We start from the raw sequence: 18,167 nt of genomic DNA, 5'->3' as shown, positions 1-18,167 counted from the left end.
AATCGAATTTTATCGATTTTCACCCTTGTATTTTTTAAATTACACATCACTATAAAAATATGGCAACACCGTTGTCACTCATTAGGAGTGCTCATGACTGATATTATTATGAATGAAGAAAACTTAGAACTTCAGACCCCTAGCGTGTTACCGCTATTAGCTTTGCGTGATGTTGTGGTTTATCCCCACATGCAAATTGCGCTTTTTGTCGGCCGTGAAAAATCGATTAAAGCAGTTGATGTAGCTCGTAACAGTGACAATTTAGTTTTTGTAGTAGCTCAACAAGATTCTCTTACAGAAGAAATTGATCACGACAATTTATATCAATACGGTACTGTCGCGAAGATTGTACAAGTCGTAAATCATGAAAACGATGAAAACTGCATTAAGGTTTTAATCGAGGGTATTTATCGCTCTAAATTGATTAATATTTACGATCAAAACGATTATTTAGAAGCTGAGCACAGCCTTAGCCCAATGACGATCCGTATGGAATCGTCAACTCAACAAACTCGCCTCGAAGAATTACGTGGTCTTTTCAGCCAATACGCTGAAGCAAAACTACGTAATGCGCGTGAGTTAATTAATGCTGCAAATAAAATCGATGATTTATTGCAACTCATGTTCTTTGTCGCTACACGCGTGCCGTTAAACATTGAAGTGAAACAAAAATTCCTCGAACACGATGAATTTGAAGCTCATTTACAAGAGTTAATGACTTATTTGCTTCAACAGTCTGAAGAACAACAGATTGAGCAAAATTTACATGACAATGTAAAACGTCAAATGGAAAAGAATCAGCGCGAATATTTTCTAAATGAAAAAATGAAAGTTATTCAGCGTGAACTTTCTGACATGAATGGCGGTGCTGAAGATGACATTGCTGAGATAGAAAAACGCTTAGCTGAAGCGGATCTTCCTGAGCATGTTCGTAAAAAAGCAGAAGGTGAATTCCGTAAGCTCAAAGCAATGCAGCCTGCATCGAGTGAAGCAGCCGTAGTTCGTAATTACATCGAAACTATTTTAGATACACCATGGAATAAGGCGAGCAAAGTAAGTATCAATCTTGCTAAAGCTCAAGATATTCTTGATGCTGATCATTATGGTTTGGATGAAGTTAAAGAACGTATCGTTGAATATCTTGCTGTTCAGTCACGTGTAAAAAAACTACGTGGACCAGTATTGTGTCTCGTAGGTCCTCCTGGTGTAGGTAAAACCTCATTAGGTGAGTCTGTAGCTAAAGCAACAGGTCGCGAATTCGTTCGAATGGCACTTGGTGGTGTTCGTGATGAGGCTGAGATTCGTGGACATCGCAGAACTTATATTGGTGCGATGCCAGGTAAGATTGTGCAATCACTTTCTAAAGTCGGTGTAAAAAACCCTTTATTCCTACTCGATGAAATTGACAAAATGGCTCAAGATCATCGTGGTGATCCTGCATCTGCCTTGTTAGAAGTGCTTGATCCTTCACAGAATCACAAATTCAACGATCACTATCTCGATCTTGATCTTGATTTATCTGAAGTCATGTTTATTTGTACTGCAAACAGTATGAATATACCTGAAGCTTTGTTAGATCGTATGGAGGTCATTCGCCTTCCTGGTTATACAGAGGAAGAGAAAATCAATATTGCTGAGCGTTACTTAGTACCTAAAGCAATCAAGAATAATGGCTTACGTGCTAAGGAATTAAGTGTACACGAAGAAGCAATTCGAGATATCGTACAACGCTATACACGTGAAGCTGGTGTTCGAAGTTTAGAGCGTGAAGTCTCTAAAATCGCACGTAAAGTGGTTAAAGAAGCGGTTAGTAAAAAAGCGAAAAATCTTCAAATTGAAGTTAATTCGGCAAATCTACCTGACTACTTAGGGCCGCATAAATTCGATTTTGGTATGGCTGAAGAAGAAGCTCAAGTCGGTCGTGTTAATGGTCTAGCTTGGACTTCAGTTGGTGGTGAACTACTGACAATTGAAGTTGCAGCAATGAAAGGTAAAGGCAAATTTGTAACCACTGGTTCTTTAGGTGATGTTATGAAGGAGTCTATTACTGCAGCCATGACCGTAGTGCGTACACGAGCTGATGCTTTAGGTATCGATTCTACTCGCTTTGAAGAAACCGATATTCACGTGCACTTACCTGAAGGCGCTACGCCTAAAGATGGTCCTTCAGCTGGTCTTGCTTTGACGACAGCATTAGTTTCAGCGTTTACTGGCATTGCGATTCGACCTGATATTGCAATGACTGGTGAAACTAGCTTGAGTGGCCGTGCAATGCGTATTGGTGGTTTAAAGGAAAAATTACTGGCTGCACATCGTGGCGGTGTAAAAATGGTCTTTATTCCACAGGAAAATGCACGTGATTTAGTCGAAATTCCTGATAATGTGAAAGAAGGTTTAGATATCAAAGTTGTAAAATCAATTGATGAAATTTTACCACTAGCATTAACCTCTATGCCTAAACCATTAGTCAAAACACCCATTGTGAAAGCAGTTGACGAATCAAAATCTGCTCGACACTAATCGGTCTTTTAAGTGAAGAAAGAGAGCTTAGGCTCTCTTTTTTTTATAAGATGCCAATGGATGCAAAATTAACAACCCATTATGTTTTAACTTTTGATTTTATAAATTCATCACTTTGAAATGTATAATAACGTGAAACTTCTAGTGACACATTTTCATGAAAATTCGTATCTTGACCATTGGTCAAAAAATGCCAGCATGGGTTCTTACTGGTTTTGAAGATTATTTCAAAAGAATTCAACCTTTTGTACAAACTCAAATTGTTGAGCTTCCTATGGCGAAACGCGGAAAGAATGACTCTGAAGCTGATATTTTAAAATACCGTAATATCGAAGGCGATAGCATTTTAAATGCACTGAAAGGAAATGAACTTTTAATTGCACTTGAAGTGGGAGGAAAAGAGTTTAGTACAGAAAAATTAGCTGAAATCATGAAAGGTTGGATGCTAGAAGGGAATGATGTTGTACTCGCGATTGGTGGACCTGATGGACATTCTGATGCAGTTCGTAAAGCTGCTGCTTGGCACTGGTCTTTATCTAAATTAACGCTACCCCACCCTATGGTTCGCATTCTGTTGATTGAACAACTTTACCGTGCCATGAGCATTAATCATAACCATCCGTACCATCGTGCTGGATAATCGTTCCGAATTTGCAACATGATGTTCAAATTTAAATGGTTACTCTGACTTCTAAAATTTGCGATGATCACCTCATACATCTAAGAATGGAACCACCCTCATGACTATTCAAACGCTACCTGGCTTATTCATCTCACATGGCTCTCCAATGCTGGCTTTGAATCCTGAACAGGTTGGTCCAGCTTTACATCGCTTGAGTCTCAATTTGCCCAAACCTAAAGCGATAATCGTCATGTCTGCGCATTGGGAAAGCAATGCACTCGAAGTAAGTACGGGGACTAGACCTGAAACATGGCACGATTTTCGAGGTTTCCCAGATGCACTCTATGAAATTCGCTATCCTGCCCCTGGTGCTCCAGATGTTGCTGAACAAGTTTTAAATTTATTCGCTGAGGCACAAATTACTGCACATGCCAATAGTACACGACCTCGTGATCATGGCGTATGGATGCCTTTATTACATATGTATCCAGAAGCTGATATCCCCGTAGTCGAAATCTCTTTACCCATGACGATGTCTGCTGAAGCGATATTTAAAATTGGTCAAGCTCTCGCTCCATTAAGAGATCAGCAAATATTATTAATTGGCTCGGGAAGCATTACCCATAATTTAAGAGAGCTTGCTTGGCATGGTGAAACGAGTGAAGTTCCAGAATGGGCATCAACTTTTAGAAACTACGTGGTGCAGCAGCTCACTCATTCGGATTATCCTGCTATTTTAGCGTGGGATACGATTCCTTATGTTCATCGTAACCACCCTACGATAGAACACTTTGCACCTTTATTTTTCTCTATGGGCACTGGTGATCGTTTTAGCATTGTACATAGTAGTTTTACCATGGGTGCTTTAGGGATGGATATTTATCGCTTTGATTGAGAGAAAATAAAATATCATTTTTTTAAATGGCCATCACGAAATAATCATCGATCAATGGATACATTTTGATACTGAAAAGTGCAAAATGTATCCATAATTTTTTAGATCTCCTGCGTTATCCTTCCTCGGATCAATACAATTTAGAAAGCTTGTTATGAAATTAAAATTAATTACCTTGGCTATTTTGCCTATCACACTTGCTGCGTGTCAGACTTCCGATCTACAAAAAGCTGGGGATTTAGCTGTGTCTGTGCTTCAACAACAAAATGCGGATCAAACTCTCGCTGCATACCAATGGCAAGCCAATCCACAAAATGCGCCTCAACCAATCACTTTAAACTTCACCGCTGATAAAAAACTTTCAATTCATACGAGCTGCAATACTTTATTTGGCGGGTTTGAGCTAAAAAACAATACTATCGTAGCTGCTCAACTTGCATCTACCATGAAGGGATGTAATGGTTCGGCTGCCGAACAAGAACACTTTGCTGGAAATCTATTTTCCCAAGCTGCTGTTCCTTTCGTGCTTAATTTAAATGATCGTGATAATCCAACGTTGACTTTGGTACAGCCGAATGGTGAAAAGATTATCTTCACGGGTAAAATGACACCTGAAACCAAATACAAAACTCAAGGTGAAACCATATTTCTTGAAATTTCGCCAGAAACTAAACAATGTACTGGTGTAGCTCCCCAAACTTGTCTACAAGTCAGAGAAATAAAATACAACGATAGTGGTATTAAAACGCAAGTCGATAAAGACTGGACTTTATTCTACGATCAAATTGAAGGTTTTTCACATAGTCCGAATGAACGTCAAATCATTCGTGTAAAACGTTATGAAATTAAAAATCCTGCTGCAGATCAATCAAAGTATGCTTATATTTTTGATATGGCTGTAGAGCGTGAAGCTGTAAAAGGTTCTTTATAAAGAATAAAAAACCGAGGCTAAGCCTCGGTTTTTTTATTTTTGAATATATTCTTAGAATACACCCTGAGCTAACATCGCATCAGCAACTTTTACGAAACCAGCAATGTTCGCACCATCTACATAATTCACAGTACCATCTTCTTGAGTACCGAATTTTACGCAGTTACGGTGAATTTCTTTCATGATTGCATGTAAACGCTCATCTACTTCTTCGAAAGACCAACCTAAACGAAGCGCATTTTGAGACATTTCAAGACCAGAAGTTGCAACACCACCTGCATTAGATGCCTTACCTGGAGCATATAGAATTTTTGCATCAACGAATTTTTCAACTGCAGCAAGTGTAGAAGGCATATTTGCACCTTCAGCTACGCAGATCACACCATTTGCAAGCAATTTATCCGCATCATCAGCATCTAATTCATTTTGTGTTGCACATGGAAGTGCGATATCACACTTAATACCCCAAGGACGTTGCCCTTCAAGATATTCAAAACCATGCTTCGCTGCAAACTCAGAGATACGACCACGTTGAACGTTTTTAAGCTCCATTACTTCAGCTAAAAGCTCTGGAGTTAAACCGTCTTTAATGTATACAGTACCAGCTGAATCTGAAAGTGAAACAACTTTTGCGCCCAAATACATTGCTTTGTCAGCAGCAAACTGTGCAACGTTACCCGAACCAGAGATCGTAACTACCTTGTCTTTGAAACTGTCGTTACGAGTCTTAAGCATTTCCTCAGCGAAATACACTGTACCGTAACCAGTTGCTTCAGGGCGCGCTAGTGAACCACCAAAAGTTAAACCCTTACCTGTAAATACGCATGAAGTGTCATTGCTGAGCTTCTTCATCATACCCGCCATGTAACCAACTTCGCGGCCACCAACACCAATATCACCCGCAGGAATATCTGTGTCAGAACCTAAGTGACGGTATAACTCAATCATGAGTGCTTGGCAGAAACGCATGATTTCGCCTTCTGATTTACCTTTAGGGTCAAAATCAGAACCACCTTTACCACCACCCATTGGTAGTGTAGTTAACGCATTTTTGAAAGTCTGTTCAAAACCTAAGAATTTTAGGATTGAAAGGTTCACTGAAGGGTGGAAACGCATACCACCTTTGAATGGACCAATTGCTGAGTTGTACTGAACACGGAACGCACGGTTAACGTGTGTTTGACCTTGATCATCAACCCAAGAAACGCGGAATTGAATCGCACGTTCAGGTTCAACTAAACGTTCTAATAAACCATGAGCTGCATACTTAGGGTTCTTTTCAATAAAAGGCCATAAGCTTGTCATCACCTCTTCAACAGCTTGAAGAAATTCTGGTTGATGTGCATCACGTGTTTTAACGTAGTCTAGGAAGTCGTTAAGGCTGTTGTATTTCAACGCTTAATCCTCAGCAGAAAATGGATCAAAATTGGTCAAAATTTCAATATATTGATAAGTTTTGGCGCAAAGTATTAAATATCTTTTACAGGCACTGTACAATAGTTTTCATAATTTTTTTTAATATTTTTTTAATTTCAATTACTTAATTATAGTATTTAATAATTTTAAATTATCAAATTCATTACTTTTAATTATGGATTAATGCTTATTCGGCGCTTTTATTGCGCGATAAATGACCCATAACAGCGCACCCCAAACTAACACTAATCATGTTAAAATCATTCATATTTCGCACCTATGATCTCCTTTTCGCTTGATTAAGTTTTAACGTACATGCACGCACAAATCTCATTGATACAACAAGTTGATGCTTTCCTACCTCAAACCCAATGTGGTCTATGTGGCCACCGTGATGGTTGTTTACCTTATGCTAAAGCTATTGTAGAAGGAGAAGACGCGAATAAATGTGTCCCTGGCGGTCAACCTGTTGCTGACGCAATTGCTCACTTACTGAATCGCCCTAAGCTTAAAGCTGAAGAAAGCGTTTGGCCAATTCAATCTGATGGTCGCCCACAGCGTATGAAAGCGATCATACGTGAAGACGAGTGTATTGGTTGCACTAAATGCATCAGTGCTTGCCCTGTAGATGCCATCATTGGATCAGGAAAGTTAATGCATACTGTGTTAACTGATCTTTGTACTGGATGCGAATTATGTATACCACCTTGTCCAGTTGACTGTATCGATCTTGTTGAAGATTTACAGCCCATACCAAATCAGCAAGCCCGCTTCCTAGAACAAAATGATCTTAGAAATCGTTATTATGCTCATATTCAACGTGAGGAAAATCGCAGTCTTCATCGCAAAGGTCCTGTCGTTAAAGCTGAAATTGATACTGCGCTTTTTGCTCAGTTTTCAAAACAATTACAATCAGTACCTACTATTCAAACGATAAAAAAAACAGCGCTTCATAAGACATTAGATGCAAAATCTACAATCGAACTTGCCAAATTACGTACACAAATTAAAAAGCTTGAAAAACAACTTGCTGTACGTGAGAGTGTCGATAAGCAAGAGCAACTCAATACATTATATGAAAAACTCAATTCAATTGAGGGTGTTTAAATGAACGTTAAAACACCTAAAACTGTAAAAAACATGACAAAAAAGCAAATTCAAATTTTTTTTGAAAGATTAAGAGCTCAACGCCCAAACCCTAAAACAGAGCTGAATTATTCTTCACCCTTTGAGTTGTTAGTTGCTGTGACCTTATCAGCACAAGCCACTGATGTAAGCGTAAATAAGGCCACAGATAAGCTTTTCCCTGTAGCAAACACACCTGAAGCAATCTATGCCTTAGGTGTAGAAGGATTAAAATCTTATATTAAAACAATAGGTCTCTATAACTCTAAAGCTGAAAATGTCATCAAAGCTTGTGAAATATTGATTAAACAACACAACAGTATTGTTCCTCACAACCGTGCTGATTTAGAAGCACTTCCGGGCGTAGGTCGAAAAACTGCAAATGTGGTATTAAATACCGCTTTTGGTCAACCAACCATGGCCGTTGATACCCACATCTTTCGATTAGGTAATCGTACTGGACTTGCGGTAGGAAAAAATGTACTCGAAGTTGAACACCGTCTAGTTAAAGTGATTCCAAAAGAGTTTATTGTAGACGCTCATCATTGGTTAATTTTACATGGACGTTATTGCTGTATTGCGCGGAAGCCAAAGTGCAATGAGTGTGCTGTGAGTGATGTGTGCAACTGGCCTGAACGTTTCGAATATGGAGCGACAAGACAGATCGATTTAAAACAGGTTTAACGATCAAGAGATTTTTTTTGATCTTTTTTCTCTTTATCTAATTTCATCTGTTTTTGACTATCGCGAAGTAATTTAAAACTTATAAATACCAAAAAAGACAATACTGCCAAGCATGCAAGCATCAATAAAATAATGGCAATATTTTGCACTTGTTTACCTTCACATCATAAAAAAGAAGCCCTAATATGACTTAGGGCTTCTTTTTTGTCAAAGCTGAATAATGGTTATTTAGTTTGATCTAAAATTGCAAAAAGTTCTTTTTGAACTTCTTCAATAGGACGAAGTCCATTCAACTTATCATACGTTGGCGCATTTTCACCTGAAGCTGCACGCCCTTGGTAAAAGCCAACCAACTGTTCAGTTTCAGTATGATACGAACCTAAGCGCTTACGAATTGTTTCTTCTTGGTCATCTGGACGCTGAACTAAATCTTCACCAGTCTCATCATCTTTGCCTTCCACTTTTGGTGGGTTGTAGACGATATGATAAACACGACCTGATGCTGGATGTTGGCGACGACCCGATAAGCGTTTAACGATTTCTTCATCAGGCACATCAATTTCGATCACGTGATCAATATCAATGCCTTCTTTTTCCAAAGCTTCAGCTTGAGGAATCGTACGAGGGAAACCATCAAAGATACAACCATTTGCACAATCTGGTTGTGCAATACGCTCTTTAACCAGACCAATAATCAGTTCGTCAGAAACTAGACCACCATTGTCCATTACAGATTTTGCCTGTAGACCGAGTTCAGTTCCTTCACGAATTGCAGCACGGAGCATATCACCGGTTGAAATTTGTGGGACATTGTAGCGCTTGCAGATCAACTGAGCTTGAGTACCTTTACCTGCTCCAGGTGGTCCGAGTAATATAATGCGCATAAATAAACATCCTCATTTTAACTATATCGACGATACTTGGTTAATGTCTTTGGTAGGCACCAATCCAGCATCTATTTATAAGAAAGCCACAAATAAATGAATCAGACCCGCGAAGAAACCTGTTACCCCACCTAGCACAATTAAGATCCATTCGTCTTCCTGGAATGCAGGACGTAATAGATTTTGAAACTCGCGCGGCGTTAATTCACGGATACGTTCTTTAAACATTTGATAGATTTTCTGTGCGCGGCTCGCATTAAAAGCTGGGTCGCATACAGGCACCATCGTAATTTCAATTGAGCGATCGATCAAGTCTGTCTTGAGTTTTGCATACTCTTTTGGACCTAAAGATAGCTGTAATGATGTACGAACCAATGGTGTTTCCATGATTTCATTGATATGACGTTTAACAATACGGCGTGTTTTGTCTTTTTTTCCACCATACATCATTTCCATCATAATAGATTTCAATGTAATCAAATCTTCAGTCACTACACGTGCAAATACATCAGATACTTCTTCTTGGCGCTTCATAAACGCACCTTGAATATTATAAGAACCAATGCGTGGAATGACAGGTTTTATCCAAGGGAATTTACGATCTTTCGTTAATTCAAAGAATTGTGGATAACGTATATAGTGTGGTTCAACTGGATTAAATACCATCCAAATTGCAATCCAATTTGTTAAAAAGCCCCAAATTGCTGCCCAGAATGGTACAGTCCAATGCCAAGGCACCACAAACCAAACGATCATTTGGAAGATACCGAAGAACATACCGATTAATGCACTGATATGCCAAATGAAGTTAATTTCTTTTTGACCCACTTTTAGGAACATATTGACCATCAATTGACGGTCGCCTTCCATTTGACTCACTACCATCGCACGCATATCCACGAGCGACTCAACATTTAAAGTTAATTCGGTTACGAGCTCTTTCAAAACATTTGGAAGTTGCTTATGTGCTTGCGCATAAATACGTCTCTTGATTGAGTAAGGTAAGTTTTCCCATAGAACCGCATTGCGATCCATCATCACTTCATCAATTAAGTGCTCTAACTCAAAGCCAACCTGTTCACCAATGATACGAGCAGTATCCTCGGGATCCATCGCATCTAAGAACTCTCGTAAGGAGCCAAGTTTTGATAGTGTATTGTCGGTAATAATACCCGATATACGTCCTGCCTTACGTGGAACAATTCCTTGCCATCCCACCGGAAGCGGACCTAAGTGAAAACCCCAAAACTTAATTGGATAAAACACCATCTTGAGTGCCATCCAGACGTGAGCCCAAGTCACAAATGCGGTTACTGGGATAATACTCAGTACTGCATAAAAATCAGGTCGATTGACGAAGGCTTGCCACAAATCACTCACATATCCAAACATTCATGACTCTCATATTCATATATCTAATTGCAGTCGAACTTGAGGTATAAAACCATAAAGCTTTCTAAAATCCTACACTTAAGGTGTAAGCAAACTGTAGTTCTGGTTTAGTTTCAAAAATCACTTGGTTTCCTTGCGTGATTTCCTCTCCTGCTTTTATCCCTACACTAAATGTACTAATTCTTTCTTTATTCAGCATGACATAAGATAAATCTATACCACCACCGAGTTGAGATTCCTTTTCACCATTGACTGTTTTTGATTTTAGATGACCAGCAAATGCACCTAAATAAAATCCATTTAAGTCCTTAGTTCCGAGAATTATTGGGTAACGAAAACCGACTTGAGCACCCACATCGTGGTCGTCATTTAAGAAAGCGCCAAGCTTTCCGTATCCAATACCGTATGGAGTGACGTATTCTAAATTCCCATGCGCTAACCGTTGTGTAACACCAGCACCCACATTTATTTTAGAAAATTGTTCTGGTTTCAATTTTGCTTCAGGATAAAACGATGAAAAATCTGCGTATGCTAAATTCCCTACCCACATCATGACAGCAAAGGAAACGATTTTTCTCATTATTTTCTCCATTTTCTCAAACTGAGAACAATATTATTATTCATCCATAGTGATTCGACTTTAACAGAATAATTTTCGTTCTTATATACAACAAGCTTTAAAATTAGTGTCTATTTGGTCAAATTTTAATTTTTATAACATACGAACTATTTATTAATTTTTCAAATTTTATAGTCAATCTGAGTTAAAATACTTTGATATAAAGTCAGCTTTTACCCGCAAAAAAGTAAAGATCTATGAAGCAGCAGTTCCCACTGAAAAATGTACAACAAGAAAAGCGAATTTTTCGCAGTCGAGTGGTGTTTGCTATTTGCGTGGTAATCTTTTTTTTAATTGTTCTATTGTCTCGATATGCTTATTTGCAAATTGTGCATTACGACCAGTTTAAAGATGCATCGGACAAAAACCGAATTCGTTTACAACCGATTTCCCCTGCCCGCGGTTATATTTTTGATCGTAACGGCATTCTACTGGCTGACAATTATCCAGTTTTTACGGCTACATTAAGTAAAGCGGATGTACCTGATATTGAAGATACAGTAGAACGCCTTAGAAAGATTATTGACTTGAGCGAAGAAGACATCGAACGCTTCATGAGTCGTGTGAAAACCGCAAAAAAGACTGAACGTGTCACGCTTAAACTAAACTTAACTGAAACAGATATCGCTAAATTTAGTGAAGTAAAGTTTAAATTTCCTGGTGTTTCTATTGAAACCCAAATGACGCGTTATTACCCGCATGGTGAATTATTTGCCCATGTTATTGGGTATGTCGGTCGTATTAACGATAAAGAACTCAAAAGCATTGATAAAGATGCTTACGCAGGTACCAACCTGATCGGTAAAATTGGTGTAGAAAAATTTTACGAAGACCTGTTGCATGGCTCACCTGGCTTTGAATCTATTGAGACAGATGCTTTCGGTAATGTTTTACGGAAATTAGGGCGTAAAGATTCTGTACGCGGTAATGACCTCTATTTATCACTTGATTATGGTCTCCAAACAGTAGCTGCTGAGCAACTTGCGGGGCGTCGTGGTGCAATTGTTGCAATGGATCCACGTACAGGTGAAATTTTGGCACTCGTTTCGAGTCCAAGTTTCAATCCAAATTTATTCGTGACTGGTATCAGTCATACAGATTATAGTGCGCTGCGTGACAATTTAGATCAGCCGTTGTATAACCGCGCAGTTCAAGGGACTTATCCACCAGGTTCTACCATTAAGCCTATGGCTGCATTAGGGGGTATTCACTACGGTATTGTCGATTGGTCAACTGCTATTTCAGATCCAGGTTATTTCCACTTACCAGGAGACTCCCACAAATTCCGTGACTGGAAAAAAACGGGTCATGGTGTAGTCAATATGCACAAGTCCATTGTTGTCTCATGTGATACTTACTATTACGTTCTTTCTTACCAGATGGGGATTGATCGTATGAACACATGGATGCGTCAGTTTGGATTTGGTGAGAAAACGGGTGTAGACCTTCCTAGCGAAAGCACAGGCTTGTATCCTTCGCCAGAATGGAAAATGCGTACTCGCAATTCTAAATGGCTCAAAGGTGAAACAATCTCAGTCAGTATTGGGCAAGGTGCATTCACTTCTACCCCTTTACAACTCGCGATGGCAACTGCAATTACCGCAAATCATGGCGCCCATGTTACACCGCATGTATTGCGTGAAACCAAAGGAACAAAGCAATTCAAAGTCCACAATGCACCAGATTATAAAATTGCCTTCAATGGTACTGATGAAGATTGGATTAAGATGCGTGATGCCATGGTGGATGTGATCCAATCTGGAACAGGTAAAGGGATTCGTGGTGGACTGCAATATCAAATTGCGGGTAAAACAGGTACCGCTCAGGTCAAGAGTATTGCGCAAGGTAAAAAGTATAACGAAGCTTTATTAACTGAACGTCAACTCGATCACGGCTTATTTGTAGGCTTCGCCCCTGCCGACAACCCAGAAATAGCGATTGCAGTGATATGGGAAAATGGTCGTGGAGGTTCAGGAGCAACCGCGCTCGCACGTCCTGTATTAGATTATTGGTTACTCCATCGTGATCGTAAGCCAATAAAGCCGATGAATCATGTTGTCAGCGGCGGCTTAATGACAGCAGGCATTAAGCCTGGTGAATTACCTAGCGGATCTACTAATTTGTCAGCCGATCCAAATGCACTTCCTCGTGAACTCCAAACATCACGTAACAGCAACAGTGCAACGAATGCAACGAATGCAACGAATGCAACGAATGCAACGAATGCAAACACTGACACTCAACGTAACACGAGTCAATAAATGAAAAATCAACTCCGCATCATTGGTGGTGAATGGAAACGCCGTGTATTACCTTTTGCCACTATTGAGGGTTTAAGACCAACACCAGATCGTGTACGCGAAACTTTATTTAATTGGTTAATGTGGGATATTCAACAAGCGCAGGTGCTAGATGTTTGCGCTGGATCTGGTGCATTAGGTTTTGAAGCGCTATCTCGAGGGGCAGCTCATGTCACGATGATCGAACCTAATTTAGAGCAAAATAAATTTTTAAAATCAAACTTAGCGCTTTTAAATGTGAATAATGCAAAACTGATTCAAAGCACTGCCCAAATCGCGCTAAAACAACTTTCAAACAATCAATTCGATGTAGTTTTTTTAGATCCTCCCTATAGTTTAAATCTTTGGGAGGAGTTGGCTTCATTGATTGACCCAAAACTCAAAGCAGATGCATTTATTTATGTCGAAGCCGATCAACCATTGTCATCACTTAATCTACCTTCTTCATGGCACCTCATAAAAGAAACCAAAGCTGGAACAGTTAAATCAGGCCTTTATCGAAAAATAGATTAGACATTTAAAATGTCTGATTCCAAAAAATCCGAATCAATCTGCCTCGATCGTAGGGAAACGAGGATAAAAACTCGTAGCCTATCGTTTGATTCTGTTTCAGCAAATACTCAACACCATATCCAAACGTAATGCTTAATTGTTCCAGATTTGATAAGTCAAAATGACCTGTATCAAGTTTATTCTTCAATTCATTCCGATCAAAAGCCGTGAAATTAAAAAATTGAATACGTTCGGATTGAAAAATTGAATGCGTCAATACATCAAATCTCGAATATTCTTTCTCATTTAATTCTGCAATCTTGGTCTGTTCACTATTTAAATCCTCTATGGCAGGCTCATAGTGAAGTTCTTGCTGAGCTTCAAAAAAATTAAAAATGAGATTTTGATCATTCGTATTTTCATCATGATCCAAGGAATTCGCGTGAACAGCAGAAATTGAAAAAAACATCAAAGCTTGTAAATAAAGTTTTAAATTTTGAATCATATTAATTTTACGTTTCTATATCTTATTATTATGCATGAAAAAAAGCCTCCACTCAGGAGGCTTTTTTACTTAAAGCATTAAGCTAGACCTTTTTCTTTAAGTACTTCTAGCATCGTTGAACCAAGTTCAGCTGGGCTACGTGTATATGCCATTCCAGCACGTTCAAACGCAGCAAATTTTTCTTCTGCCGTGCCTTTACCACCTGAAATAATAGCACCAGCATGACCCATTCGCTTACCTTTCGGTGCAGTCACACCAGCAATATAACCAACAACAGGTTTGGTCACATTTGATTGGATATATTCTGCCGCTTCTTCTTCAGCTGTACCACCAATCTCACCAATCATAATAATTGCATCTGTGTCTGGATCATCTTGGAACAGTTTCAAAGCATCAATCTGATTCATACCAGGGATTGGATCTCCACCAATACCAATACACGTTGATTGACCTAATCCTAACTTCGTAGTTTGTGCAACAGCTTCATAGGTCAACGTACCAGAACGCGAAATAATACCGATTCGTCCTGGCTGATGAATATGTCCTGGCATAATACCAATCTTACATTCACCCGGCGTGATAACACCTGGACAGTTTGGACCCACTAAGCGAGTGCCATTTCCATTGGTTTCTAGATAGCGTTTCGCTTTCAGCATATCAATGGTTGGTACACCTTCAGTGATAACAACAATCAGTCCAACGCCAGAGTCAACTGCTTCAACGATAGAATCCAATACAAATGGTGCAGGAACGTAAATGACCGATGCATCAGCACCAGTCTCTTTCACTGCATCTTTCATTGTATTGAATACAGGTAGATTTAAATGAGTTTGACCGCCTTTACCTGGAGTCACACCACCCACAACCTTAGTACCATAAGCCAAAGCTTGTTCTGAGTGGAATGTACCATTTTTACCCGTAAAGCCCTGTACCAATACTTTAGTGTCTTTATTAATTAATACGCTCATGATTGATACTCCTTATGCTTTTACTGCAGCAACAATTTTTTCTGCGGCATCAGATAAGCCGTTTGCAGAAATTAGTTTAAGACCAGATTCATCAAGTAATTTTGCACCTAGTTCTGCATTATTCCCTTCTAAGCGAACAACAACAGGCACTGTTACATTTACTTCTTGAACCGCTGCAATAATTGCTTCAGCAATCATGTCACAACGCACAATACCACCGAAGATATTGATCAGCACACCTTGTACTGACTGATCCGCTAAAATGATCTTGAATGCTTCAATTACACGCTCTTTGGTTGCGCCACCACCTACATCCAAGAAGTTTGCTGGTTGACCACCATAGAGTTTAATGATGTCCATGGTTGCCATTGCAAGACCTGCTCCATTCACCATACAACCAATATTACCTTCTAAAGCAACATAGTTAAGGTCAAACTCAGATGCCTTGAGCTCACGCTCATTTTCTTGCGATTTATCTCTTAAAGCAGAAACTTCTGGCAAACGATATAAAGCATTCGAATCAATACCGACCTTGGCATCAACACACAAAATTTCACCATTTTCACGAACTGACAATGGATTAATTTCAAACAATGCGAAATCATTTTCTACGAACGCTTGATAAGCTGCAGACATAATTTTAACAAATTGATTAATCTGTTTATCTTTCAGCTCTAAAGCAAAAGCGACTTCACGAGCTTGGAAAGGAAGTAAGCCAACCAATGGATCTACTTCAACTTTAATAATTTTTTCTGGAGTTTCTTCAGCGACTTTTTCAATTTCGACACCACCTTCAGTAGAAGCCATGAAAGTAATACGACGTGATGAACGATCAACAACTGCGCCTAAATACAATTCACGCTCAACTGGATAGACATCTTCTGCAACGAGTACACTGTTAACTGGTTGCCCATTTGCATCCGTTTGATATGTAACTAAACGAGTACCAATAATTTGCGAAGCATATTCTTTTGCTTCATCAGCTGACTTAACGACTTTAACGCCGCCAGCTTTTCCACGCCCACCGGCATGTACTTGTGCTTTCATAACAGCGAATTTGCCGCCTAGCTGTTCAAATGCTTTTACTGCTTCCTCTGCATTTGTAGCGATGATGCCTTCCTGAACTGGCATACCATATTTTTTTAACAGCGATTTCGCCTGATACTCGTGTAAATTCATTGTTTTACCTTTTACTACTTTTCACTTTTTATGACACACCAATATTTAAACTTCCTTCGCAATAAATATTGGCATTTATTAAATTTAGTATTCTAGTTTTAGATGATTATTCAAACAAAAACAACCACCAAATGCAAAAAGAGCGGCCTCAGCCGCTCTTTTTTGTGTTATTTACGTTTACGCTGAATCGCGTGAATCGCTCGCCCATCTACTGCTAACGCAGCTTCATGAACTACTTCAGAGAATGTTGGGTGACCAAATGTCATTAATTGAAGATCTTCAACGCTTGATACAAATTCAAGTGCGATCATACCTTGGTGAACGATATCAGACGCAGCAGGTCCAATCACGTGCATACCAAGCAAACGATCCGTTTTAGCGTCAGCAACAAATTTCACGAAACCAGCGTTTTCTCCTGCTGCCATCGCACGACCATTCGCTGCGAAACCAAATTGACCTGTTTTAACTTCGTGACCTTTTTCTTTCGCTTGTTCTTCTGTTAAACCAACCCACGCCGCTTCAGGGTGTGTATAGATCACAGAAATAATCGTGTCATAGTTCACTTGAGCTGCGTGACCATGAATACGTTCAACAGCCATTACGCCTTCTTCCATTGCTTTATGTGCAAGCATTGGACCACGTACTAAGTCACCAATTGCATATACACCTTCAACAGAAGTTGCACACCAATCATTTACTTCAACCAAACCACGTTCAGTAAGTTTAATGCCAGAATCTTCTGCTAATAAACCTTCTGCATACGCTTTACGACCCACGCAAACGATCAATTTGTCGAAAGTCTGAGTTTTGTCTTCGCCACCTTGAGTGTACTTAACTGTCACTTCACGACCATTGATTTCTGTACCAGCTACTTTTGCGCCAACACGAATATCAAGACCTTGCTTCGTTAATACTTTTTGGTAATCTTTAGCCAAAGCTTTATCAGCCATTGGTAAAAATGCATCCATTGCTTCAAAAACAACAACCTCTGCACCCAAACGACGCCATACTGATCCTAGTTCAAGACCAATTACACCTGCACCAATTACACCTAAACGTTTAGGTACTTCTTGGAATTCAAGCGCACCGGTAGAATCAACGATAAGATCTTGATCTACAGGAGCAACAGGAATATTTACAGGAACAGAACCAGAGGCAAGAATGACATATTTAGGTTCTAAAATTTGAGTTTCACCTTCATGTGGAACAAACTCAACTTTTTTACCAGCTAATAATTTACCTGTACCCTGCAACCATTCAATACCGTTACCTTTCAATAGGCCATCGATACCCATTGTAAGTTGGTTGACGATTTTATCTTTACGAGCAAGTAACTTTTGAAGATCGAATTTCACTTCGCCCGTTGTAATACCATGATCATCTAAATGATGAACAGTATCTTCATAACGATGTGAAGAGTCTAAAAGTGCTTTAGATGGGATACAACCCACGTTCAAGCAAGTACCACCTAAAGATGGTTTTCCTTTATGAATACGCTTTTCAATACATGCAACTTTGAAACCCAGTTGTGCTGCACGAATAGCAGCTTCATAACCACCTGGACCACCGCCGATTACTACTAAATCAAATTGTTGAGACATTCTTCTCTCCAAAAATGGGCCTAGAGGATCGCTC

The 18,167-nt window shown here is 39.3% G+C and carries 17 protein-coding genes; 8 read left to right on the top strand and 9 right to left on the bottom strand.

All coding sequences use genetic code 11. The features are described from left to right. Positions 1-93: 93 nt before the first annotated feature. The 4 genes from lon (at position 94) to AC1M9M_RS06020 (ending at position 4,968) form a co-directional block, all read left to right on the top strand. Positions 94-2,520, top strand: a complete 2,427-nt coding sequence (lon, locus tag AC1M9M_RS06035; protein WP_180027935.1) for an endopeptidase La — start codon at positions 94-96, stop codon at positions 2,518-2,520. A 157-nt stretch (positions 2,521-2,677) separates the two neighbouring features. Further along, positions 2,678-3,160 (top strand): 23S rRNA (pseudouridine(1915)-N(3))-methyltransferase RlmH, encoded by a 483-nt coding sequence (rlmH, locus tag AC1M9M_RS06030; protein WP_481595858.1) that lies wholly within the window; start codon positions 2,678-2,680, stop codon positions 3,158-3,160. 100 nt (positions 3,161-3,260) lie between these two features. Then, complete coding sequence (locus AC1M9M_RS06025; protein ID WP_481595857.1) at positions 3,261-4,037, top strand: DODA-type extradiol aromatic ring-opening family dioxygenase; 777 nt, start codon at positions 3,261-3,263, stop codon at positions 4,035-4,037. Positions 4,038-4,191: 154 nt separating this feature from the next. Next, positions 4,192-4,968 (top strand): DUF4377 domain-containing protein, encoded by a 777-nt coding sequence (locus tag AC1M9M_RS06020; RefSeq protein ID WP_481595856.1) that lies wholly within the window; start codon positions 4,192-4,194, stop codon positions 4,966-4,968. Positions 4,969-5,019: 51 nt separating this feature from the next. Here AC1M9M_RS06020 and gdhA read toward each other — a convergent pair whose 3' ends face one another. Further along, positions 5,020-6,363 (bottom strand): NADP-specific glutamate dehydrogenase, encoded by a 1,344-nt coding sequence (gene gdhA / locus AC1M9M_RS06015; protein WP_035268479.1) that lies wholly within the window; start codon positions 6,361-6,363, stop codon positions 5,020-5,022. 336 nt (positions 6,364-6,699) lie between these two features. On the opposite strand from gdhA, the gene AC1M9M_RS06010 reads away from it, so the two are divergent. After that, entirely contained in the window at positions 6,700-7,491 is a 792-nt protein-coding gene (locus tag AC1M9M_RS06010) for an RnfABCDGE type electron transport complex subunit B (protein WP_035268482.1), read from the top strand. Continuing rightward, entirely contained in the window at positions 7,492-8,193 is a 702-nt protein-coding gene (nth, locus tag AC1M9M_RS06005) for an endonuclease III (RefSeq protein ID WP_481595855.1), read from the top strand. Here nth and AC1M9M_RS06000 read toward each other — a convergent pair. From AC1M9M_RS06000 to AC1M9M_RS05985, 4 genes are all read right to left on the bottom strand, one after another. Beyond that, positions 8,190-8,342, bottom strand: a complete 153-nt coding sequence (locus AC1M9M_RS06000; RefSeq protein WP_171076785.1) for a hypothetical protein — start codon at positions 8,340-8,342, stop codon at positions 8,190-8,192. The genes nth and AC1M9M_RS06000 overlap by 4 nt on opposite strands. A 75-nt stretch (positions 8,343-8,417) precedes the next feature. Further along, on the bottom strand, positions 8,418-9,077 hold the full coding sequence (gene adk / locus AC1M9M_RS05995; RefSeq protein WP_035268488.1) for an adenylate kinase: 660 nt from the start codon (positions 9,075-9,077) through the stop codon (positions 8,418-8,420). Between the two features lie 75 nt (positions 9,078-9,152). Then, positions 9,153-10,469: a DUF445 domain-containing protein gene (locus AC1M9M_RS05990; RefSeq protein ID WP_035268489.1), complete on the bottom strand. Its 1,317-nt coding sequence runs from the start codon at positions 10,467-10,469 to the stop codon at positions 9,153-9,155. 64 nt (positions 10,470-10,533) lie between these two features. After that, entirely contained in the window at positions 10,534-11,049 is a 516-nt protein-coding gene (locus AC1M9M_RS05985) for a hypothetical protein (RefSeq protein ID WP_035268492.1), read from the bottom strand. Positions 11,050-11,285: 236 nt separating this feature from the next. Here AC1M9M_RS05985 and mrdA point away from each other — a divergent pair, with 236 nt between their 5' ends. Together mrdA and rsmD are read left to right on the top strand one after the other, a co-directional pair. Then, positions 11,286-13,349: a penicillin-binding protein 2 gene (mrdA, locus tag AC1M9M_RS05980; RefSeq protein WP_481595854.1), complete on the top strand. Its 2,064-nt coding sequence runs from the start codon at positions 11,286-11,288 to the stop codon at positions 13,347-13,349. Further along, entirely contained in the window at positions 13,350-13,901 is a 552-nt protein-coding gene (rsmD, locus tag AC1M9M_RS05975; RefSeq protein ID WP_035268497.1) for a 16S rRNA (guanine(966)-N(2))-methyltransferase RsmD, read from the top strand. A 4-nt stretch (positions 13,902-13,905) separates the two neighbouring features. Here the strand turns inward: rsmD and AC1M9M_RS05970 are convergent, their stop codons facing one another. The 4 genes from AC1M9M_RS05970 to lpdA all read right to left on the bottom strand — a co-directional run bounded on the left by AC1M9M_RS05970 (position 13,906) and on the right by lpdA (position 18,133). Further along, the gene (locus AC1M9M_RS05970; protein ID WP_051586602.1) at positions 13,906-14,385 is read right to left on the bottom strand and encodes a hypothetical protein; all 480 of its coding nucleotides are present in this window, start codon (positions 14,383-14,385) and stop codon (positions 13,906-13,908) included. Positions 14,386-14,462: 77 nt separating this feature from the next. Further along, entirely contained in the window at positions 14,463-15,353 is an 891-nt protein-coding gene (gene sucD / locus AC1M9M_RS05965; RefSeq protein ID WP_035268498.1) for a succinate--CoA ligase subunit alpha, read from the bottom strand. A gap of 12 nt (positions 15,354-15,365) precedes the next feature. Further along, positions 15,366-16,532 carry an ADP-forming succinate--CoA ligase subunit beta gene (gene sucC, locus AC1M9M_RS05960; protein WP_035268500.1) on the bottom strand — a complete coding sequence of 389 codons (1,167 nt, stop codon included), beginning with the start codon at positions 16,530-16,532 and terminating at the stop codon, positions 15,366-15,368. Positions 16,533-16,699: 167 nt separating this feature from the next. Further along, positions 16,700-18,133 (bottom strand): dihydrolipoyl dehydrogenase, encoded by a 1,434-nt coding sequence (gene lpdA, locus AC1M9M_RS05955; RefSeq protein WP_035268502.1) that lies wholly within the window; start codon positions 18,131-18,133, stop codon positions 16,700-16,702. Between the last annotated feature and the right edge of the window lie 34 nt (positions 18,134-18,167).

The sequence above is a fragment of the Acinetobacter sp. ANC_7503 genome (genome assembly GCF_056780035.1).
This window is presented reverse-complemented; position numbering and strand designations above follow the sequence as displayed.

Bases quoted from the DNA above. Each gene is read 5' to 3' on its own strand.
- lon (WP_180027935.1), top strand. From the start codon at position 94: ATGACTGATATTATTATGAATGAAGAAAACTTAGAACTTCAGACCCCT.
- rlmH (WP_481595858.1), top strand. From the start codon at position 2,678: ATGAAAATTCGTATCTTGACCATTGGTCAAAAAATGCCAGCATGGGTT.
- AC1M9M_RS06025 (WP_481595857.1), top strand. From the start codon at position 3,261: ATGACTATTCAAACGCTACCTGGCTTATTCATCTCACATGGCTCTCCA.
- AC1M9M_RS06020 (WP_481595856.1), top strand. From the start codon at position 4,192: ATGAAATTAAAATTAATTACCTTGGCTATTTTGCCTATCACACTTGCT.
- AC1M9M_RS06010 (WP_035268482.1), top strand. From the start codon at position 6,700: ATGCACGCACAAATCTCATTGATACAACAAGTTGATGCTTTCCTACCT.
- nth (WP_481595855.1), top strand. From the start codon at position 7,492: ATGAACGTTAAAACACCTAAAACTGTAAAAAACATGACAAAAAAGCAA.
- adk (WP_035268488.1), bottom strand. From the start codon at position 9,077: ATGCGCATTATATTACTCGGACCACCTGGAGCAGGTAAAGGTACTCAA.
- AC1M9M_RS05990 (WP_035268489.1), bottom strand. From the start codon at position 10,469: ATGTTTGGATATGTGAGTGATTTGTGGCAAGCCTTCGTCAATCGACCT.
- AC1M9M_RS05985 (WP_035268492.1), bottom strand. From the start codon at position 11,049: ATGAGAAAAATCGTTTCCTTTGCTGTCATGATGTGGGTAGGGAATTTA.
- mrdA (WP_481595854.1), top strand. From the start codon at position 11,286: ATGAAGCAGCAGTTCCCACTGAAAAATGTACAACAAGAAAAGCGAATT.
- rsmD (WP_035268497.1), top strand. From the start codon at position 13,350: ATGAAAAATCAACTCCGCATCATTGGTGGTGAATGGAAACGCCGTGTA.
- AC1M9M_RS05970 (WP_051586602.1), bottom strand. From the start codon at position 14,385: ATGATTCAAAATTTAAAACTTTATTTACAAGCTTTGATGTTTTTTTCA.
- sucD (WP_035268498.1), bottom strand. From the start codon at position 15,353: ATGAGCGTATTAATTAATAAAGACACTAAAGTATTGGTACAGGGCTTT.
- sucC (WP_035268500.1), bottom strand. From the start codon at position 16,532: ATGAATTTACACGAGTATCAGGCGAAATCGCTGTTAAAAAAATATGGT.
- lpdA (WP_035268502.1), bottom strand. From the start codon at position 18,133: ATGTCTCAACAATTTGATTTAGTAGTAATCGGCGGTGGTCCAGGTGGT.